The sequence below is a fragment of the Pseudomonas sp. GG8 genome (assembly GCF_052976945.1).
In genome coordinates, this window is record NZ_JBRIIP010000020.1 from 1 (window position 1) to 17,646 (window position 17,646).

Here is a 17,646-nt window from a genome sequence, read left to right on the forward strand (position 1 = left end):
GGCCTTTCTGCCAAGGTCAGCTGGAATACCAGAACCTGGGCACTGGTTTAGATACGCGTTTACGTCGTCGGTTTTTTGGCGATATCGGGTTGATGATTGCCCGTTATGCGCAAGGGTATAAAGCATGCGATACGCGCTTTTCAAAGGCAGAAAGCGTACTGGCGCGTCGCGTTTAAGCACCGCCACGGCCAGTGACGTGCCCGGCAAAGTCACCGGCATGGCTTTGCTGAGTTTGATTACTGGTTGAAGAAACAGTTTACCGCGTCTGGCGTCCACTCCGGCGTCATCATCAAGATACTTCGGTTTCTCATCTTCAGTTCCCAGATCAAAAGCTGTCGGCTGATGTGGTCCAGCTGGCGGCCATCGACCTGCACCTCGGCGCTGCCCTTGCCGCTCGACCTCGGCCACCAGTTCTCCGGACGCCGGATAGGTCACGGTCCAGTCGTTGTTATCCACGCCAGGGCCTGGGCCGCCACCCGCGGGCTGCGGCTGGACCTTGCGCACCATCAGCGCGTCCGGCCGGCACGGCGGCGCTGGCCGACTGCCAGGCACCGAGACCCAGAGCCAGCACAGCAAGGCCATGGCCAATTCGCGCGGGGTGAAGATTAGATTCATGCCGGTGCTCCTTGATCATTCGAGTACGGCGTAGTTGTCAAGCTTTTCATTAAAGGAATACCGGGCAGTTAAAGCTCGACCAACTCCCAATGAGTGTTCAAAAAAATGGCCAATCCTTGCCTGTTCTGGAAAGTCATCACGACTTTATGCCGGGCATTGATTGTCGTCCCGGTCATCAGCCAGGCCGCGTCAGCGTACAGGTCATTGATCCAGGCTATCCGTCAGCGGCTTGGCCGTGCACCATTAACCGTCGTCAATGAACTGAATAGCTCTGGCGTCTGGCATCTGACGCCACCATTCGCTGGCAGTTGCTGTACCCGGCGTCGACACCATCCCGAGCAGCAAAACGGTTGCGCTGCACGGCAGGTCGGCGAACTGGCGAGACTGCTCACGCATGTCATCGAAACCGGTGCCCATGTCCAGCGGCTGGCCGTCGGCGACGAAACGTTAACTCGACAGCCACGACGGTGATGGCGTGCGAACTGAGTGTTGGATCACGACGTATTCCTGGATGCAGCGCCTGCCACAGCAACAGTTGGGCATATGCGGGCGGTAGGCATCCCGCAGGCAATGCGCAGCAGGGAATGTGCCTGGCGCGCCAGACGGCTCGCCATGGCGCAGGCAGCGTTCGGCGTTGCGGTACAAAGCAGCGTGGATCTTGATAAATCGGCGTGCCAGCCAGGTTATCGGCGCCAGCGTAGATCAGATCGATTTCGACCTGCAGCGCGTGGGCATCGACTTCGACAAGTAGGCTGCTGTTCACGAAACACTCCAATTCAAAGAAGACGCTGGTCATCATGTTGCCGGTTTGATAGCCCTGAGCAGCGCTATTCAAACTGGCCAAAAAGCTCTTGCAGGTGCCGATTTTTCGCCAGACGCTCGTCCAGACGGTCACCGTATTTTTCCGCCACGGCCGACACCATCAGATTGAAAGGGACGGCTCCAGCGGTGCCAGGGAATCCCAAAACTGACCCACGTCGGTCTTCAGTTGCAACAGGTCCATGGGGTAATCCCGCGACATGCAGCGTGGAAATCGGTGACCAATGCCAAGGGCAGATTGACGCGGCCGTACCTTGAACGCGCGGGCGACGCCTGGAAGAGGATGAAATCGGAAAAGCTACCGCGAGGCATTCTCAAAAATCCTCGAGTTCAGTATGTCGGCATAAGTCCCGGACAGGCCATCATGCATACCTTTGGCCGGATGTATTCGAGGTGGCTATGAACGCGTTGAAATGCCGCGAGTGGTCTGAATACCGACAATGAATACCGCATCGGCGGCGTACAGACGCTCGACGGTAGGTGGGCAAACCGTTGCTCGGGCGAGGCCGTACACGTGCTGAATAGCGTCCAGTTCTCGGCTCAACCAGCGATCCAGCGCATCGCCGCGCGGCGCTTTTTCACGGAAGGCCCAGCCGGTCGGTGATCAGCCAGGTATTACCGAGCCACCGCGCAGCTTTGTTCGACGTCGTCCAGATCAACCAGCGGCCGAGCGCAACGCAAGAGCGTCGACCGAAATGCCCGTGGTTCCGGTTCGTGGCGCGATGCTGTCCGCCGACTTGAAGGCAACTTCTGAAGGGTCTGCGCAGCAGCAGCCGGCCATGCTTCCCGGCAGGCGTCAGGCCAGTGAAGCGCTGTTCCAGCGTCACCAGAATCTCTTCCACGCAGTTCACGCCCATCCACGACCTGGCGCAGCCATAAATGTTAGAAGACGGTCATTAATCTTCAATATGTTATGAGCATAACATTCAAATTCAGACGAATACAACGACTTTTTTCCGGAGAGAATTTTCACAAGATTTTTATTGATTCAGCGGTGCACCATGAAGCTGAACGCCCGGTTTAATGGCATAAACCGGACTGACCAGCCCCAAACCTTCGCGGAAATGTGGTGTCTGTCGGCAGTGCATCCGTTGCGCATGAAGGCCAGCTGATGCGGGTGATGTCAGGATGCGCGCGGCTCACCGGTTGTACCGGCGCTCACATCGGCTTCAAGTGGCCTTCTTTACAGACCAGGGGACCATTTACCTCTTCCTCACCACATATACCCGCCTGACGCGACCGCCCGCTTCACCGTTCTCGATCACGACCCTGATACTGCGTATTCGGATGGCTGCCGGGGCGAAACCAACGACACAGCACGTCGTGATGCGTTTCGCAGGGTTTTCAAAAAACGGTTGTAGCGCGACCCCTGCTCGATATCGCAACCACCTGGGCGGTTGCTTTTACGGCATCTGGTATCGCGTGCCAGGGCAGCCAGCAACGCCACGCGGACGAGATGCATCACGATCTGCATACCGTGATTGACCTGATCCGACTCATGGAGTTGATGAAAGACGACGCCAGGCATCGGGTTCATTTACGGTGACACACCATCGATAGTTGACACCAGGCCGATTCCACACGCCTTTGTTGGCAATCAACGCGCTGGCCAGTCGGCGAGCGCGTTCACCTGGATATCCTGCCCAGTCCCCAACATGCGCGCTTCACCGGGGAACGGATATGATGTTGCGTGGCCCGCTTCCACTCACGGAAAGGATTAGCCCCGCCGACTCCTCAAACATGTCCAGCGACACTTTTTGTCCCAGGTGAACATGGTCATGTAAACGACGACGAACGATGCCGAGCTTGTGCGCCAGCGTATAGAAACAGGTGTTGTTGGACGCATGACGCGGGTATCCATGAGGGTCGATGGAATCATCACCGCTGTGGTTCCAGTTTCGGTATTCGTGATCTGAATCTGGCAGTTGGAAGTAGCCAGGGTCGAACACCCGGGTCTGCGCGGTAGACACCGCCGTCCATGAATCGCGACCTCAGGTTGATCGTCGAACCCGGGCGACAGCACCCAGCACCCTGTCGAACAAGGGCCTGGTCGACAGAGTCACGCAGCGCTGCGTATTCCTTGAAGCTAATCCCGGTGACGAACAGGTTGGGATTCGAAACTGGGTTCGCTGACCATGGCCAGTACTCCGCCGGTCTCCGGGTCCAGCGCCACCACGCCGAGCAACCACGCCGATCTCCCAGGGCATCTTCCGCCGCTCTGAAGACTGATATCCAGGCTCAGGACCATGGGGACAGGGTTGGTGTGCTCGACACGCGCAACACCCGCCCTGGCGATCGGTCGACCTCTCTCATAACCGACCCGGCCCATGCAGTTCAGACCGTAGAAGCGGCTCGATACCGGTCTTGCCGATCCATTGAGTGCCGCACAATCCACTGACAGTTGCTTGGATCTTTCGTCTCATCCTGCCCACATAACCAATGGAATGGAAACGGCGCGCTGAAACGGATAATGCCGAACGAACTGCGGCTCGACGTTCATCCCCGCAAGGGCGAACTCATCGACGGCGACCAGGGCAATTGTTTTTCGGTCAAGTCGACAGCACCAGGGTCGAAGCGATGACGGGCTCGCTTCAGATCCTTGTCGACAAAATCCGGTCTTCTTCAGGCAACTGAAGATCAATCAGGGAGTCCAGCACCTGGCTCCAGTCCCCGGACCGCTCGCGGGTCATGATCAGGTTGACTGGTCATTGTCCGCCAGCACCACACCATTACGGTCCTAAATCATGCCTCTTTCCGTGTGTATTGTAGGATACACGATCGTCCTGACCGTCGAATGATAAATGAATGGATGGAGAAAAACATCTCTATCTATGTATGTAGCTACATGGTCCCTCACGAGAAGCACCTACATGCACAAACTGACGACGAGTTGTGTTTTCTTTTGGCGGGGCCCTTTAAGGGAATTGGTTCAGGCATTGCTACAGCTTCTCGTTAAAAGGGGAAAACGTGACAAATTTGACGACAAGACCAAGCAAGCCTGCCAGAATTGCAGTTCCCAGTTAACGGCGCAGGACGCCCACAAATCAGAGTGCGCAAGGGAAATGCGATTGCAACTATTTGCGCACCATCAGCCTCGACGCCAAAAACCGGTGAATCCGCTGAAACAGCCGCCGTAGGTGAAGCAGTACTGCACACACCGTTCCCAGCGCCGATGCTGCTGTGATCAGGAACATCATGAATGTTTGAAAGAAACGCACTGCCGCCAACCGCGACTGCCAGCACCTGCCCCATTATCTGGCAGGCTGACCAGCCTGATGAGTCATTCCATTAAGCCAGCATTATCACGCACCGCCTGGTGTAGGGGTTAACGCGTGAACTTTCAGCGGGTAGCGCCCAGGGCAAGACTCATTTCCATGATGTTGTGCCTGGTCGTTATTTTAACGTTGCCCTGATACCGATGATACCCCGGTCAGGTAGGCTGCCAACTATCCCGACAAGCTGGATCAACGGCCAGCACCAGGCATGAATCCGACAGCGTGGACACGCCCAGATGGCAGTGACCAGCCATGAACTCAGCCAGATCGACGAATGCTGTTTTAACGCTGCCCGGAATACCGCGCTTGCCGTCTGGCGAGGCCGACAGCCCCGCCAGGCCGAAGGTCATCCGGGCGATCAACGGCAGCACGAATAACACCATTGGGCGAAGTTGAATACCGCAAACTCAATATAACCAATGGCGAGTAGCTGCACAACGGTGCGGATCAGCGTCTACACCAGTTCCAGCATCAGCTTCGAGGACAAAGGCAGTACGCCGTTAATCAGGATCAACCGAGGAAGTATTTCGATATCGAGTAGCGATAAGTTCTGATAGTCCATCAGGTCGTGTGCTTGCTCATGTGCCTGCATCGTCAGCCTTCGCCGACCTTGATGATGCGAACAGCCTGCTCGATCGGAGATCCACGTAGGCGCGTATCACTGCGGGTGCTACTGAACCAGGCCGCCACCAGTGACTCGATTTCTCGAGATGCATTCCTTGTATTGAGTGACGTGGTGGCTTCCATCAAGAAAAGCACATCAGGCTGGATCGGAGAACCCGAACGCTGCGAATCTCCGTGCTTCACCCCCCAGCAGTCCGCTGGCCTGCTGGTCGAGAAAGCGCTCCCCCGCTGCCTGCTCGGCGCACGACAAGGCAGGGTTAGCGGTGCCGAAGGAGGTCGTGATAGACCTTGAAGCTGAAGGAAGGACTGCTCCAACTGTGCCCTCAAGCATTGCGGCGCTGAGCGATGTAACTGACATGGCGGCGATACGCCGGAATCCCGGAGCCGACACCGCTTGATCGCCAACCAGTCCTCCAGCGGGATCCAGCAGCGCCAGGGCACGAAGAATAGACACTTTTCCCCGACCCCGACGGTCCCGCAGGCCATGTGATCTCCACCCGCCAAGGTGATTCTGTAGGATCAAGCAGGTATATCTTCCTGGGTTTTGGCGTTGTTTGGACCAGCCGACGCTTTTATCAGATCACTGACAGCTGTCCTGGTATAGAAAGAGAATATTCATACGGTCACGATGATGTCGTTCGTTTTGCTTTTCATTCTTTCCCCGATTATTTCGCGGGCGTCAGTAAATCTTTAGCGGCCTTCGTGAGGGTTAAGAAGAGGACGCACCTGGCGATCACGCAGCTGGAAATGCGCGCTTTCGAACGGACCGTTCATAGCCCGCAGTGATCCAGCCTCTGACTGGATAGGATCGAATTTCTGCTTTAAGTGCAGTACCTGACGAAGCTCGCCGCCTGTTTCACGGCACAGGCGACGCTGGCGGGTCGAAGAAGTGACCGTTGACTGGTTGCAGGGCGATTGGTGTCGCTGAACAAGCAACCGGATGAAGCTGAAGTTCGCGATGCCATGAGCAGCACGTTCTGGCTGAGTCAGTTCCGCCCGCGCCTGCACAGCCAGGCGCATACCCGGCGATTGCGGATACCGCCACCTTCGCAGAACAGCAGCTCAAACGTCGCTGGCAGATGCTCGATACCGGGGTTGTCACCGAGAACGGTCTGGATTTTCTTCAAAAACTGGACTTCGGCACAACGACAACACTGGGCTGCTCCCGATACATGCGCCAACCGCCCGCCGCCGGGTTCAGCTCAGGCACATGATGGTTGAATCTGTTCGCGAGACCCTGCCGGCTTTCTGTCGCCGCCATTGCCGGTGTGAGCATGAGTGAATCTCGACATGGCCAAGGCCGCCTTGAGCCAGGCCAGTTACCGCCTTAACCGACAGTGATTTGAGCTGGCTGCTAAGTTGAGGCACTACCTTTTCAAATCCTGGGCGAGAGTAAGAGACGGCCCCTACGACCTGATCAGCTCATCGTCGACCCGCCTTCGTTTCAGAAAGGCAGCTTTGTGCTGCACCAGGACTACCAAAAATCCTCCGCCGCCTGCCTGATTCGGTCAACCGGCAAGGTCTCTGGACCGGCGCATCAATGACCCCGCCATCGGCCCCGGACTTTTCAATCCGAATGCCTCGCTGTCGAAGGCGCCTGACTTGATTTTTCCAGCAGCGCTGGAAAACCCGCCCGAGTTCGCCATATTCCCACTGGAAGGCGGGTTGAAGGCGTTGATCTTCTCGTTGAATAGCGACTTGTGGCGGTAGGGTCCGCTCGGCCGCCCTGAAACCGTTGATACAGAGAGATTGCAGATCCCGACCATCAATAAAGATTGGACGCTAACGATTTCCGACTTTAACCTTGCCGGGCTGGTTAGCGGTTCAAGGGGTTGGTCGACGTCCTCCCTATTCAATGTATTGCTGCCGATCTTCGCCAATCTCATCGGTTTCGGTACGCCGAACGCACCCATCCGTCCGGCTCGAACGCGGCCTCAAGCCAACCGCATGGTGGTGTGGTCCTTGGCGCTGGCCCGCGCTGTTATTCACGGCGACTGCCACCGCAACCTGGCAGTTGCACCCGCAGGCTTCGCGCTCGGCGTTCAGGCAGCACGCTCGCCATGTTCGTGCTGACCCTGTTACTTCGCTGGAAGAACAGCCACTTCGCCGATGCCAGTATTGATGCAACTGCAGCGCGTCCTATGCCAATACCGGCTATATCGGCATACCGCTGTGCATCATGGTGCTGGGGCCAGAGGGTCTTGAACCGGCTCTGATTGCGTCCTTGCTGGTGGTCTGTGCGTCGTTCGGCTTGGCGCTGGTGTGCATCGAGATCGGTTTACAGAGCGAGCGTCGGGCGCGGATCGCACCGCGTCGAGGTGGTGCTGCATCGGCCGCGCAGAAGCCCTTGGTGGTCTCGCCATTCTGGGCGCCTGCTGGGCCTATACGGCGTGCCGCTGCCCGGGCAGATCGAAACTTCTTGAGCCGTTGCGCAGAACCACGGCGTGCACCGACATCTCATCGGCTGTTCTTGCCGAGAACAGGAAGGCCCATGGTAGAGCGAAACCGACGCCTGGGGGTTGATAAAGCTGATCGCGCATCCACTGCTGACTTGGTTTCTGGCGTTCCGCGTATTCCACGCCTGCGTCGTGGCGAACTCCGGCGTGCCATCACTCAGCGCGCTTCCAACAGTACCGGCTGTTCATGCTGGCCGAATACTACCGGCGCCAGGCATCCGGGTGGTTTCAAGCACGATTCTGATCTCGACCCTTGGCTCGCTGGTGACCCTGTCGGCACCCCGTCTGTACGTCATCAACGGATGATGCACAGCCGAACCCGGTACTGGAGTCGAGCTCGCGGCCACGCTCTCTCAGGGACTCGAGCACGGCCCCATTGCTGCAAATGATGTGGCCCTTTGCTGTCTCTCTGATAGGCATACATGGTGCTGAGACCACTCCTCAGCATCCCGATGATCAGTTCCGTGGATCCGACGGCACTGTACTTTTCCTGCTCGATCAGTGCACTGTCCATGATCAAGGCCAGGCTGGGAGCGCTCGCCCAAACGTTCGACGATGCGACAAGCTCTGGCGGAGGCGGCCAGGGAGACGCCAAAACCCGCTGACGCACTCACAAACACTGATGAACTCGGCGCACAAATCGATCACATAATCTTTAAGAATTCGCTCGACCCAATCCCTCAAGGCTCCCAGCCGACACCAGCGGGGACTCTGCATGCCCGGAACATGTCAGCGGGATCTCACGGCGACCTCATACACGCCCCTGTCTCTTCAGAATGAACTGACGTACACCCTCCAATATGCTTTTTGAGACGTCGATCGCCAAAGGAATCTCCCCACCAACTGCATCGGCACCGTGTTGGTGGTGTCATGCTTGCGGAAATGGTAGCCGCGGCGAATTCCGGCCAGCCCCCTCTGCAAATCGAGGGCATTGGCGATGGTGTCAACACTTCGGCTGCCTAAAGCCTGCGCCTGGCCACCACAAAATCGGACTCGGCCACCGCAATTGAGCAACTTGATCAGGTTCCGGCAGAGCCCTGCAACCACCGATAACCCGTGGATATCATTGTCACTCGAGCGATCGCCGGGTCAGTTCAAGCGCACCCTCCCGAAAGCAATAGGAGCCCTGAGGTCACGGAGAAGCGTCTCCGTGTCCTCCCATGCCGCTGCTTCGGCTGCTGCACACCAACTGATGCCCACCGAAGCCCCGGCCGCGCCGCCCTTGCTGCTCATAGCAGGTGCCCACTTTCTCCCTGTCCGAACTCGTTCATCAGCTGCCGATTGCACGCCGCAGGGGGATACTTCGTCGAATTCGACCGGCGCACGCACGTCGATCAGGGGCCGGCCACTCATAAATGTTGTAGTCGGTGGTCCACGGATCAGAGCACCGACCGGCGACGCTGTCGGCCTTGAGGAATTCGCCAATTACAGACAAAACTCGAGCCCCAGTCCAGAGGCCAGCGCAAGGAAGTTCGCTTGCTCACCCTTGGACGGCAACCAGAAGACCGCCACCGAGTCGCGGATTGAACAGTAACTTCCTGGATTTGCGTCAACGCGCGCATGCGCTCGCCGTAACTGTCGGAACCACGGTGGGTCCACAACGGCGAGACCAGCTCCTGCTCGGAAGATACAAGTTCAGATCTGCCAATCGAGTATGAGGAAGTCGAGGCGCGCTGCCTGTCAGTTGGCTACCGTCCGCGATCTCCACCAGGTGGCCGAGCAAGCGAAAACCCTGGGTGGCACATCGGTCATCGCCTTGACCCCCTCCAGCTTGCCGATGCTGGCTGTCGTCCGAATGCGCACATCATGTCGCGCGCCACCCCTTGATCCTCTGCGCAAAGCACCTCTTTCTCTTCTTGCTGTTGCGATGAATACCCATGCCGAAAGGCTTAGTCAGATAACAGCTGGACCCTTCGTGCTCGCGGTGTCATTGCGCTTCATGAATCGCTTCTCGACCAATCCCGTTGATCCCTGCCAATTTAAACAGAGACGTTGGCGATCAACCCATGCGACCCGCCAGTGCATGGACATCACAGGTCACGCCCGCCGCGAATCACTTCACCGGCAACTTCCGGCGCCAGCACATTGACCAGCCTACCAGTAATCGCAATCGCCATCAACGGATCACTGCCCATGGCGAAGATATCGCTGATGGCATTGGTGGTGGTATCTGTCGAAGTTCGGACTGGATCATTGACCATAGGCATGAAGAAAATGGTGGTCGACACCACACCGCGCTCCTCATCGATGGCGTACACCGCCGCGTTGTCGCGCGATGGATTGCCAACCCAGAGTTCGGATTAGGTTCTGCGCACCACTGCCAGCCAGAATCACCTCCAGCACCTGTGGGCAGGTACTCCGTAGCCGCAGCCGGACCGCGACCGGCACCGGCAAAGGCGAATCGGCGAGCTCGATCTGTGAACCTCCAGATCGAGTGTACCGTATCCAACAGAGCGGCCAAGCGTGATAGGCGCTTCTGCTTGAAAGCCTGCTCAACGCACCGCGCCTCAGCGACAGCAACACGCACCGAGATATGCCTTGGCACAACAGGCGCGACAACCGGCAAATACCCTTTCGACCAGGCAGATCTGCCTTCCCCCAACGAGCCCTGCCGCCTTGATGGAGGACTTCAGCGGCTGCCTCGAAGCGCGGGAGGATTAGCGGGCCGACTTCGCCCTGTGTAGGGAGTGGGAATTGCCTGCCTCTTGCACAAGGATTTGGAGTAGCCACACCACTCCACACTGCACGCGCATGTTCTAGACAGCTCATAAGCGTAGAGGCTAACTGCTATCACCGACACCTCAACCATAGGTCTTGTATTATCATTACGCCCTTGATTCAGCATCAGCCATCGTTAGGGAGTACTGATACCCAGGCTTGTACCATGAAACATTACCTTCTGCAGATTACGCGAATTGTACCACCACTGCTGTTGAGAAATATTTCCGTCAACAACGCCTGATTTCAGCGACGATATGCAGCGGAAAAATCACCTATTGCACGAAGTCGGCTGAGACAGCGGTTACTCTCAACAAGAGCTGATTGGAAACCTTTACAACCTGGTGCGTCACCCCGACATGCCACCTGCTGTTTTTGCGCTGATGTGGCGTTATTTGAAAGCGGGAAAAAGCTGGATGGGCGTTGGTACTGTAAGAACGGAGATCTTATTGGTACGCTTACAACGTAACCCCATCTTGAAAGGGCAAGTTAGTCGGCGACCGAGTCGAAGGGCCAAAAAGCCGACCCGACAGCAGATAGACCGAGCACATCGGCTGTACGAGCGTTTGTGTGGCTGCTTAAAAATGACCGTGTCCACAAAACATCACCTAGCTGCTTTTGCCGGGCAAATGCTTTTCCCGCAGAGCGGTTGCTATTGGCGCTACTAACTACCTGCCCAATTCGGTCGCCCAGGCCGCGACCGCCGGGTTATTTTTAATCGTAGGTGTGGTCATAAAATGATTGGGCGCCAACTAAAGCACATCATTGAAAGTGCACCCGATGTGTTTACATACCGGTGAAGGCGCGCTCACGATAGCGACGCCTGACTGCCCGTCGGCGCAGCTGGCGATGATACTGATCAGTGAGACGCCCGGCTCAATACTGCTCATGCCTGGAAATCATCGCGCTTCTCCAGGGCGTTGAGGAGCGCATACTCCTCATCTGCTTTCCAGCGACACTGCAACAGGCTTCCGCTGAGCAGAGTGAAACCTACATCACGGCCGCTGCCATGACTCAAATGGCCGCGTCGATCAACGAGTAGGTTGGTCATGTGCAACACACTGCACATGAAGCACAAACAGCACATGAACTGGCTCAACGGGCTGGCGAAGCTGGCCGGTATGTCTAAGCAGAGAAGCCATTCAACTGCTACATGGTCCAACATCAGCAACGCCGTGGACAACCTGGCCAACGAACTCGAGCATGATGAAGGTGCTGCAGGGATGATTCAATCCATTGCCGACCAAACCAACCTGCTCGCCAACGCCGCCATCAGAAGCAGCCGACAGCCGGTGAACAAGGTCGGGGCTTTCAGCAGCTGGCCGATGAGGTCCGCGACTGGCCGGCAAAACTCAACCAACCCAGCAAATCAACACGTCATTGAAACCGAAAAGGGTGCCGATGAGGCTGAGGATTGCCCGGATGGGCATCAACGAGGCCGATCACGGTGTCCTGCAAGTCATTGAGGCACAACAGGCACTTCAGGGGAATCCGGGAAGCCGTTGTAGCGCATCAGCAGCATGAGTCACCAGATGGCAGCGGCTTCGAAGAGCAGGCCCATGTCGCTGAAGATAGCCCGGGAATGCAATAATGTTGCAGGAAACCGTCGAGATATAAACAAACCCGCACGGCAGCGGTGATGCGCTGGACTGAACTGGAAGTACATCTCGTGGTTTGCGCGCTGGTTATGAGTTTAACCGGTGACCCGTTGGACAAGCATCGTAGTTTTGGGAGAGTTCCATAACATGACGTCACCCTGTGCAGACCTCACTGTCGCTATATATACCGGTGCTGATCCACCTTCATGCGGTGGACGAGCCGATAATAGCGAACAATTAGGCCGTCATCAAAACTTCACCATCAGCTTCAGGTGCTTCATATCGCCTGTTGCACGCCCTGACCTTCGTTATAGAGCCGCTGAGTCACGGGCCCTACTTCTTTCTTCACTGTAGAACACGTGCACGTTAATCAACCAATGCCGCCAAATCGGTGTAACCACCGCAGCCGTACCCAGCCCCGGCTTCCTTGAACTCATCAAGGCGGTCGATAAACACATCGCCCTCGACGACTTCAGGCCCAGGCCAGTTTGCGCCAGAAGCCCCATCAACGACAGCGAGCAACACCAGGGAGTACCCAAGGTGACTTCGTGGTCACGAACTCATCCATCGCCAGAAATAGCGAAAATGTCCGCATACTGGCATTTTTCCAATTTTCGATGGGTTAGGGGGTCCAAGTAAATGAGCAGGCCGCGAAAAAGTTATGTTCTTGGCTTCTGAATTGGCATCAGGCTGCGGCGCAACGGATGCCACTTTGGCGGCCCCGGTACCATTGGGTGCAGCCCGGTCATAGCTGGAAATCCACCAAACTTGTCGCGCTTTCAAGCCGCCTTTGAAGTAGGCGCCCACCGCATGTACAAGCATCGATAAAATGAACTCCGGTGCCGTACGCACGCCAATGTTATCGCCAACCCCACTATGCAAGGGGCGCGCAGGGAACAGCGCTCTGCTGTGCCATAGGGACGAAGCGCTCGTTGGTGCTAACGAACCCGGCTTGGCAGAAACTTAATGCGAGACATCAGAAGGAACAGGAGGCATCAGCAACCTGGCACAGCTGCGCTGCATGCGTAGCGCGTTCTGGTCGGTGAGAGATTTATCTGAATCTGTCCTTGCAGCGATATGCTTTTTACTCTTTGAGAGCATGCGACCGCGTAGCGGAGGCTGTCGAAGCCTTCGCTGATGTGCAACACGTTGTCTTCTGTCAGGGTGCCTTCGCTCCAGCACCGTTGCGCCAACAACAAAGAGCAATATGCAGACCCGGTTTATGTATGATTTAGCCGTCCCACTTTACGCTTTAGTTATGGCACCCTCGATGATTTAGAACGCCTATATCTCAGGCTTCTGACATTCGTGGTTAATGGCTTAAGACAAAGGACTTCATTCACGCATTTATCGCAGCCTGAACGAAAATACTCTTGTTTTTTTACCGCCTGTCGGGAGGCCGAATTCAAACCAATCAACGAACTGTTCAACGTTGAGCCACATCCACCGGGTGCCCGGTGGTATTTTTCGCCCATCTATCATGCTCGATGCACCCTGATCATTGGGGCCAATATAGACCCTTACTGGGTGATCTGGGCAATCGCGTGATACGCGGCAAGAAATGCCCAGCGCAGCCTTTCAGAATGAGATTTCCCGGTGCCCTACGGCTGACAACGGAAATAAGGGGTCTCTTACTACAAGTAAAGCCCGCTCATCGAATACAGGGGCGCGGTCGCTTCGTGCGCGGCAGCGTCGTTGATATACGCTTCGAAGCCCATCTGCCGCTCCGATCCATTCCCTGCTGCACACTGGGGCCGAAGGCAAAATCATCATCGAAGTGATGGAGCAACTGGATGCCATCGTGTACGCGGCATCGCCCGCGACCGCGCCGAACAAGGTCTCGCTCGCGGCATGGTCCAGGACAGCGGCGGGCCCTCGCTTGCCCCCGTAGGCAAGGAAATTCTGTCACGCATGTTCGAGGATCTTTGGCAATGCCATCGACCGTCTGCCCGCGCCTCAGGTTGGCTGGCGACAGCGTCCATCGCGCGCCACCTTCACTGGCCGAACTGCCGACCAAAACCGCGAGCAACTCCAACGGGGATCAGGGTCATTGACGTGTCGACGCCGCTGGAGCGTGGCAAGGCCGGGCTGTTCGGTGTGGGGCTGGCGTCGGCAAGACTGTGCTGTTGACCGAGATGATTCACAACATGGTGGGTACTGAAGGCGTCAGCATCCTTCGGCGGCATCGCAGAGCGCTGCCGCGAAGGCCAGCAGGGAACTCTACCGCGACATGAAGGCAGCAGGCGTCCTGAGAACATGGTGATGATCTTCGGACAGATGAACGAACCTCCGGCGCGCGTTTTCGGGTCGGCCACGCGGCCTTGACCATGGCCGAGTATTTCCGCGACGACGAGCACCGTGACGTGTTGCTGCTGGTCGATAACATTTTTCGTTTTATCCAGGCGGGCATGGAGATTTCCGGGGCCGACGGCGAATACGCCCTCGCGCCTGGGCATCAGCGACGATGGGCACCGAACGTCGCAACTGGAAGAGCGCATCGCCAACACCGATACCGGCGCCATCACCTCGATTCAGGCGGTCTATGTGGCCGGCTGATGACTCTACCGATCCCGCCGCCGTGCAGACCCTTTCCCACCTCTCCGCCTCCATCGTGCTGTCTCGCAAGCGGGCCAGTGAGGGTTTGTACCCGGCCATCGATCCGCTGCTGTCGAACTCGAAAATGGCCACGCCCGGGGTCATCGGCGAGCGGCACTATGCGCTGGCTGAAAGAGATCTGCTGCACACTGGCGCAATACGCCGACCCGCAGCAACATCATCGCCATGCTCGGTCTGGAACAGCTGTCGACCGAGGATCGCAAGGTGGTTGCCCGTGCCCGGCGGCTGATGCTCCCACTCAGCCGTTTTTTACCACCAGCAATTTACCGGTCTTGCAGGCAAGTGGGTCAGCCTCGAGGACGCCCTGGACGGCTGCGAGCGCATTCTGCGCGATGAGTTCAAGGACGTCCCGGAAAGCGCCCTGTACATGATAGGAAGCATCGACGAAGCGCTGGGCAAAGCCAGCCCCGAGCCTGCAACGGAGGCTAAAAATGCCGTCAACCCACATGAAACTTAAAATTCTGCTGCCCTTCAAGGTCTTTGCTGATAAGGTCGACGTACTGCGTATTGTCGCCGAATCCCACAACTGCTTTTTCGGCCTGTTGCCTCAGCGGCTGGACTGTGTGAGCTCTTGCACCGGCATCTCCGGATTCACTGCGGAAACTGCGCAACTGAGGGCGAAGATGCGCGGCTCGATGAGGGGGTATTGGTCAAAACCGGGCGCGCGACTATCATTGCGCGATGCCATTGCTGTACGGCACTGGCTGTACCGACAAGGCCGTCGAGCAGCAGTTCTCTCAATCTGGATGCAGGATGCAGCGTACGTTTGTTCCTGCCAGCTGGAGCGTGCGTTGATTACCGTTTCGGCGGCCATGACATGATGCAGGACGGCGAGAAAAGAAGCCCGCCCAGGGCAAGGCGTTCAGCCAGCAGATCGGTGTTAAAGCAGCGCGCAAGCTCAGGACAGCCAGGTTAATCAAACGGTCTGGTCCGTTCTGCATCATGGCGCTTATCTGGCCTGCCGGAGGACTTTCCCGCCACCTTCGCCGCGTTGGGTTTGGTGATAAGCATCATCCAGGAAGCGCCTCCGGCGCATCCGCGCTGCTGGCTCTGGGCTACAGGCTTTGACCGGTTTTAAATGCATGGGATTTGGTTGCCAAAGAACGTCCGGAAATTCGCGATCAGGAGTCTGATAGGAATGAGCGAAAAATGTCCCAGTCTGGCTCCGGCATTCGCGGTGGGCGTTGTGCTCGGTGCGTTCTTTTTCGGTGGCCTTTGGTGGACGGTTGGTCAGGGCAGCGTCATCGCGTTGGGCAGCGCTCTGGCTTTTCGCCAGCCTGCTCCTGCGAACCGGCGTCGTGCTGGTCGGTTTCTATTTTGCCTGCGAAGAACGGCCTATGGCAGCGCTGGCTGGTCGCGTCGCTCGGGTCTACCGTGGCCCGCTTTTTTGTTACTGACTGACTCGGCCAACCCTGCCTTTGCGAGGACAGCCACGGCAACTCAGCCACGATCATCTGCGGATACTGGCTTTCTGAAACCACCACTATCGCCTTTACAGTGCGTTGATGCTATTCCTCGCGCTGGGTTCAAAACTGGTGACCCGCCGGCTGTCCCGTGGATTGAGCGCAGCGGCTGGCGAGAAATTTGCCGGAAATCATCGTCACCGGCATTACCACCGCAGCCAGGCGCTCTCGCTTCTCCAGCCACGTAAATACCTTGCATCTGCTGCACGCTGTTCTCCCGTTTGTGCACGTCACTTCATTCTCGTCACCGCGCCGGGTACGGAGCCACCCACCGGATTGTCCGCCTCGAATCACCGTGTTGGCACTGTGTCCACCGCAGTGCCCTGGTTGGCGGCATTGCTGATTGCGGGTCTGGCGCAGACTCGCGCGCCGTAGACGAAGCCAACCTTCATCATGCTGCCCTTCAACATCGTCAGCGAACTCGCGCACGTTGGCACTGGCTGCCCGTTGGTCTGCAACATCATGAAGGGCGATGAATCCGCCATCCCCGCCAACCATCACCCCCTTCTCTTTCCCATCGCCCTCAGTGCGCTTGGGTTATTGACCGGCATGGTTCAGGCCGACATTTTCAGCATTCTGCAGCGGTTTACATTGCAGCGACACGATCACGCCCGCCCGCGCCAGACTCCATCTCCGACTCGACAACTTGAACTCAGGAAGGAATTACCATGGATAGCATGACGATTATTTCAAAGGTGGTTTCCATCATCACTGCAGGGCTGACCATCGCCATCGGCAGTATTGGCCCCGCACTGGTGAAGGATGCGGAGCGGCGATGGTGTAAGTTACGTTGTTGGCGCAACAACCCGATGCCGCCGAGGCGACCATTACCGAAATGCCGTCTGTTTTGCCTGGCCATGGTCGAGTCAGTGGCGATTTACTGCTCGCGGTCGATGTCTTCTGTTCGCCAATCCGTTCTGGATAAACGCCATCGCCCAGGTCGCCTGGAAAAAGGGAGAATCACGCTGATTGATTGGTTCACTGTCGGCGTCAGCGTCAACTTTCTCCTTATCCTGACGCGGTCGTTGTAGCGCTTCCTCTATCACCCCGACCCCTTGCGGCTATTCATGCGCAGCAGCAGCGTATCGCTGTACCGTGCATGCCGAGGCGAAAGAAGCCGAGGAAGAAGGCACGCACGGTTTCGGAAAACGTGATGTTCGCAACAAGGAACGGGCCGCGCTGTTGCAACAGGCAACAGCCGCGGCGAATGTAGAGCGCCAGCGCCTTCTCGATGACGCACACCAGGCCGCCACGGCCTTGAGTGCCAAACATCTGGAAACCCTGCAGAGCGCAGCCTGCCGCCGGCGGACTACGAACTGGGCGGCGCACTCAAGAAGAAGTTTTTGCCATTGCTCGGCAAGACCCTGAAAGACTCGCCGGGGACTACCTGGAAGAGCGCATGGTCGACACCTTCGTCAACCGTCTGATACGTCGACGCCAGGAACAAGGTCTGGTGGTAGCG

General features: G+C 57.3%; 19 protein-coding genes and 5 pseudogenes. 9 read left to right on the forward strand and 15 right to left on the reverse strand.

Annotation, left to right across the window (positions count from 1 at the left end):
* The 10 genes and pseudogenes from ACVBEG_RS27510 to ACVBEG_RS27555 form a co-directional block, all read right to left on the reverse strand.
* Positions 1 to 615: pseudogene (locus tag ACVBEG_RS27510) on the reverse strand (hypothetical protein); the annotation flags it as partial.
* A 243-nt stretch (positions 616 to 858) separates the two neighbouring features.
* Positions 859 to 1,011 (reverse strand): hypothetical protein, encoded by a 153-nt coding sequence (locus tag ACVBEG_RS27515; protein WP_447108600.1) that lies wholly within the window; start codon positions 1,009 to 1,011, stop codon positions 859 to 861.
* Between the two features lies 1 nt (position 1,012).
* Complete coding sequence (locus tag ACVBEG_RS27520) at positions 1,013 to 1,510, reverse strand: hypothetical protein (RefSeq protein WP_447108601.1); 498 nt, start codon at positions 1,508 to 1,510, stop codon at positions 1,013 to 1,015.
* A 321-nt stretch (positions 1,511 to 1,831) separates the two neighbouring features.
* Positions 1,832 to 1,978, reverse strand: coding sequence for a hypothetical protein (locus ACVBEG_RS27525; protein WP_447108602.1), 147 nt, complete (start codon positions 1,976 to 1,978; stop codon positions 1,832 to 1,834).
* 34 nt (positions 1,979 to 2,012) lie between these two features.
* Positions 2,013 to 2,276, reverse strand: coding sequence for a hypothetical protein (locus ACVBEG_RS27530; protein WP_447108603.1), 264 nt, complete (start codon positions 2,274 to 2,276; stop codon positions 2,013 to 2,015).
* A gap of 316 nt (positions 2,277 to 2,592) precedes the next feature.
* Positions 2,593 to 4,371: pseudogene (locus tag ACVBEG_RS27535) on the reverse strand (penicillin-binding transpeptidase domain-containing protein).
* 493 nt (positions 4,372 to 4,864) lie between these two features.
* Positions 4,865 to 5,080 (reverse strand): hypothetical protein, encoded by a 216-nt coding sequence (locus ACVBEG_RS27540; RefSeq protein ID WP_447108604.1) that lies wholly within the window; start codon positions 5,078 to 5,080, stop codon positions 4,865 to 4,867.
* A gap of 83 nt (positions 5,081 to 5,163) precedes the next feature.
* Positions 5,164 to 5,301 (reverse strand): hypothetical protein, encoded by a 138-nt coding sequence (locus tag ACVBEG_RS27545; RefSeq protein WP_447108605.1) that lies wholly within the window; start codon positions 5,299 to 5,301, stop codon positions 5,164 to 5,166.
* Positions 5,302 to 5,469: 168 nt separating this feature from the next.
* The gene (locus ACVBEG_RS27550; protein WP_447108606.1) at positions 5,470 to 5,787 is read right to left on the reverse strand and encodes a hypothetical protein; all 318 of its coding nucleotides are present in this window, start codon (positions 5,785 to 5,787) and stop codon (positions 5,470 to 5,472) included.
* Between the two features lie 532 nt (positions 5,788 to 6,319).
* The gene (locus tag ACVBEG_RS27555; RefSeq protein WP_447108607.1) at positions 6,320 to 6,460 is read right to left on the reverse strand and encodes a hypothetical protein; all 141 of its coding nucleotides are present in this window, start codon (positions 6,458 to 6,460) and stop codon (positions 6,320 to 6,322) included.
* A 297-nt stretch (positions 6,461 to 6,757) separates the two neighbouring features.
* Here ACVBEG_RS27555 and ACVBEG_RS27560 point away from each other — a divergent pair, with 297 nt between their 5' ends.
* Positions 6,758 to 6,877, forward strand: coding sequence for a hypothetical protein (locus ACVBEG_RS27560; RefSeq protein ID WP_447108617.1), 120 nt, complete (start codon positions 6,758 to 6,760; stop codon positions 6,875 to 6,877).
* On the opposite strand, the gene ACVBEG_RS27565 is transcribed toward ACVBEG_RS27560, so the two are convergent.
* The 3 genes and pseudogenes from ACVBEG_RS27565 to ACVBEG_RS27575 form a co-directional block, all read right to left on the reverse strand.
* Complete coding sequence (locus ACVBEG_RS27565) at positions 6,842 to 7,246, reverse strand: hypothetical protein (RefSeq protein ID WP_447108608.1); 405 nt, start codon at positions 7,244 to 7,246, stop codon at positions 6,842 to 6,844. The two genes, ACVBEG_RS27560 and ACVBEG_RS27565, sit on opposite strands and share 36 nt — an antisense overlap.
* A gap of 1,983 nt (positions 7,247 to 9,229) precedes the next feature.
* Positions 9,230 to 10,218 (reverse strand): annotated as a pseudogene (gene selD / locus ACVBEG_RS27570) (selenide, water dikinase SelD); the annotation flags it as partial.
* Between the two features lie 1,175 nt (positions 10,219 to 11,393).
* Positions 11,394 to 11,558, reverse strand: coding sequence for a hypothetical protein (locus tag ACVBEG_RS27575; protein WP_447108609.1), 165 nt, complete (start codon positions 11,556 to 11,558; stop codon positions 11,394 to 11,396).
* Between ACVBEG_RS27575 and ACVBEG_RS27580 the strand changes: the two genes are divergently transcribed.
* Positions 11,557 to 11,973 (forward strand): hypothetical protein, encoded by a 417-nt coding sequence (locus tag ACVBEG_RS27580; RefSeq protein WP_447108610.1) that lies wholly within the window; start codon positions 11,557 to 11,559, stop codon positions 11,971 to 11,973. The two genes, ACVBEG_RS27575 and ACVBEG_RS27580, sit on opposite strands and share 2 nt — an antisense overlap.
* A 498-nt stretch (positions 11,974 to 12,471) precedes the next feature.
* Here the strand turns inward: ACVBEG_RS27580 and ACVBEG_RS27585 are convergent, their stop codons facing one another.
* On the reverse strand, positions 12,472 to 12,630 hold the full coding sequence (locus tag ACVBEG_RS27585) for a hypothetical protein (RefSeq protein ID WP_447108611.1): 159 nt from the start codon (positions 12,628 to 12,630) through the stop codon (positions 12,472 to 12,474).
* Positions 12,631 to 14,432: 1,802 nt separating this feature from the next.
* Between ACVBEG_RS27585 and ACVBEG_RS27590 the strand changes: the two are divergent.
* The 7 genes and pseudogenes from ACVBEG_RS27590 to ACVBEG_RS27620 all read left to right on the forward strand — a co-directional run.
* Positions 14,433 to 14,501: pseudogene (locus tag ACVBEG_RS27590) on the forward strand (hypothetical protein); the annotation flags it as partial.
* A gap of 146 nt (positions 14,502 to 14,647) precedes the next feature.
* Positions 14,648 to 14,950: a hypothetical protein gene (locus ACVBEG_RS27595; RefSeq protein ID WP_447108612.1), complete on the forward strand. Its 303-nt coding sequence runs from the start codon at positions 14,648 to 14,650 to the stop codon at positions 14,948 to 14,950.
* Between the two features lie 202 nt (positions 14,951 to 15,152).
* Positions 15,153 to 15,542, forward strand: a complete 390-nt coding sequence (locus tag ACVBEG_RS27600) for a hypothetical protein (protein ID WP_447108613.1) — start codon at positions 15,153 to 15,155, stop codon at positions 15,540 to 15,542.
* Positions 15,543 to 15,859: 317 nt separating this feature from the next.
* Positions 15,860 to 15,946: pseudogene (locus ACVBEG_RS27605) on the forward strand (N-ATPase subunit AtpR); the annotation flags it as partial.
* A gap of 280 nt (positions 15,947 to 16,226) precedes the next feature.
* Positions 16,227 to 16,559 carry a hypothetical protein gene (locus ACVBEG_RS27610; RefSeq protein ID WP_447108618.1) on the forward strand — a complete coding sequence of 111 codons (333 nt, stop codon included), beginning with the start codon at positions 16,227 to 16,229 and terminating at the stop codon, positions 16,557 to 16,559.
* Between the two features lie 18 nt (positions 16,560 to 16,577).
* A complete protein-coding gene (locus tag ACVBEG_RS27615; protein WP_447108614.1) occupies positions 16,578 to 16,865 on the forward strand; it encodes a hypothetical protein in 288 nt (95 codons plus the stop codon).
* Positions 16,853 to 17,215, forward strand: coding sequence for a hypothetical protein (locus ACVBEG_RS27620; RefSeq protein ID WP_447108615.1), 363 nt, complete (start codon positions 16,853 to 16,855; stop codon positions 17,213 to 17,215). The genes ACVBEG_RS27615 and ACVBEG_RS27620 overlap by 13 nt, the downstream gene beginning before the upstream one ends.
* Positions 17,216 to 17,249: 34 nt before the next feature.
* Here the strand turns inward: ACVBEG_RS27620 and ACVBEG_RS27625 are convergent, their stop codons facing one another.
* On the reverse strand, positions 17,250 to 17,456 hold the full coding sequence (locus ACVBEG_RS27625) for a hypothetical protein (protein WP_447108616.1): 207 nt from the start codon (positions 17,454 to 17,456) through the stop codon (positions 17,250 to 17,252).
* Positions 17,457 to 17,646: the final 190 nt, after the last annotated feature.

What these genes read in the sequence shown, in the direction of transcription:
- ACVBEG_RS27600 (WP_447108613.1), top strand. Translation starts at nt 15,153, where the DNA reads ATGCCGTCAACCCACATGAAACTTAAAATTCTGCTGCCCTTCAAGGTC.
- ACVBEG_RS27515 (WP_447108600.1), bottom strand. Translation starts at nt 1,011, where the DNA reads ATGCGTGAGCAGTCTCGCCAGTTCGCCGACCTGCCGTGCAGCGCAACC.
- ACVBEG_RS27610 (WP_447108618.1), top strand. Translation starts at nt 16,227, where the DNA reads ATGCTATTCCTCGCGCTGGGTTCAAAACTGGTGACCCGCCGGCTGTCC.
- ACVBEG_RS27595 (WP_447108612.1), top strand. Translation starts at nt 14,648, where the DNA reads ATGTGGCCGGCTGATGACTCTACCGATCCCGCCGCCGTGCAGACCCTT.
- ACVBEG_RS27545 (WP_447108605.1), bottom strand. Translation starts at nt 5,301, where the DNA reads ATGCAGGCACATGAGCAAGCACACGACCTGATGGACTATCAGAACTTA.
- ACVBEG_RS27565 (WP_447108608.1), bottom strand. Translation starts at nt 7,246, where the DNA reads ATGGGTGCGTTCGGCGTACCGAAACCGATGAGATTGGCGAAGATCGGC.
- ACVBEG_RS27625 (WP_447108616.1), bottom strand. Translation starts at nt 17,456, where the DNA reads ATGTTTGGCACTCAAGGCCGTGGCGGCCTGGTGTGCGTCATCGAGAAG.
- ACVBEG_RS27615 (WP_447108614.1), top strand. Translation starts at nt 16,578, where the DNA reads ATGCTGCCCTTCAACATCGTCAGCGAACTCGCGCACGTTGGCACTGGC.
- ACVBEG_RS27620 (WP_447108615.1), top strand. Translation starts at nt 16,853, where the DNA reads ATGGATAGCATGACGATTATTTCAAAGGTGGTTTCCATCATCACTGCA.
- ACVBEG_RS27575 (WP_447108609.1), bottom strand. Translation starts at nt 11,558, where the DNA reads ATGACCAACCTACTCGTTGATCGACGCGGCCATTTGAGTCATGGCAGC.
- ACVBEG_RS27580 (WP_447108610.1), top strand. Translation starts at nt 11,557, where the DNA reads ATGTGCAACACACTGCACATGAAGCACAAACAGCACATGAACTGGCTC.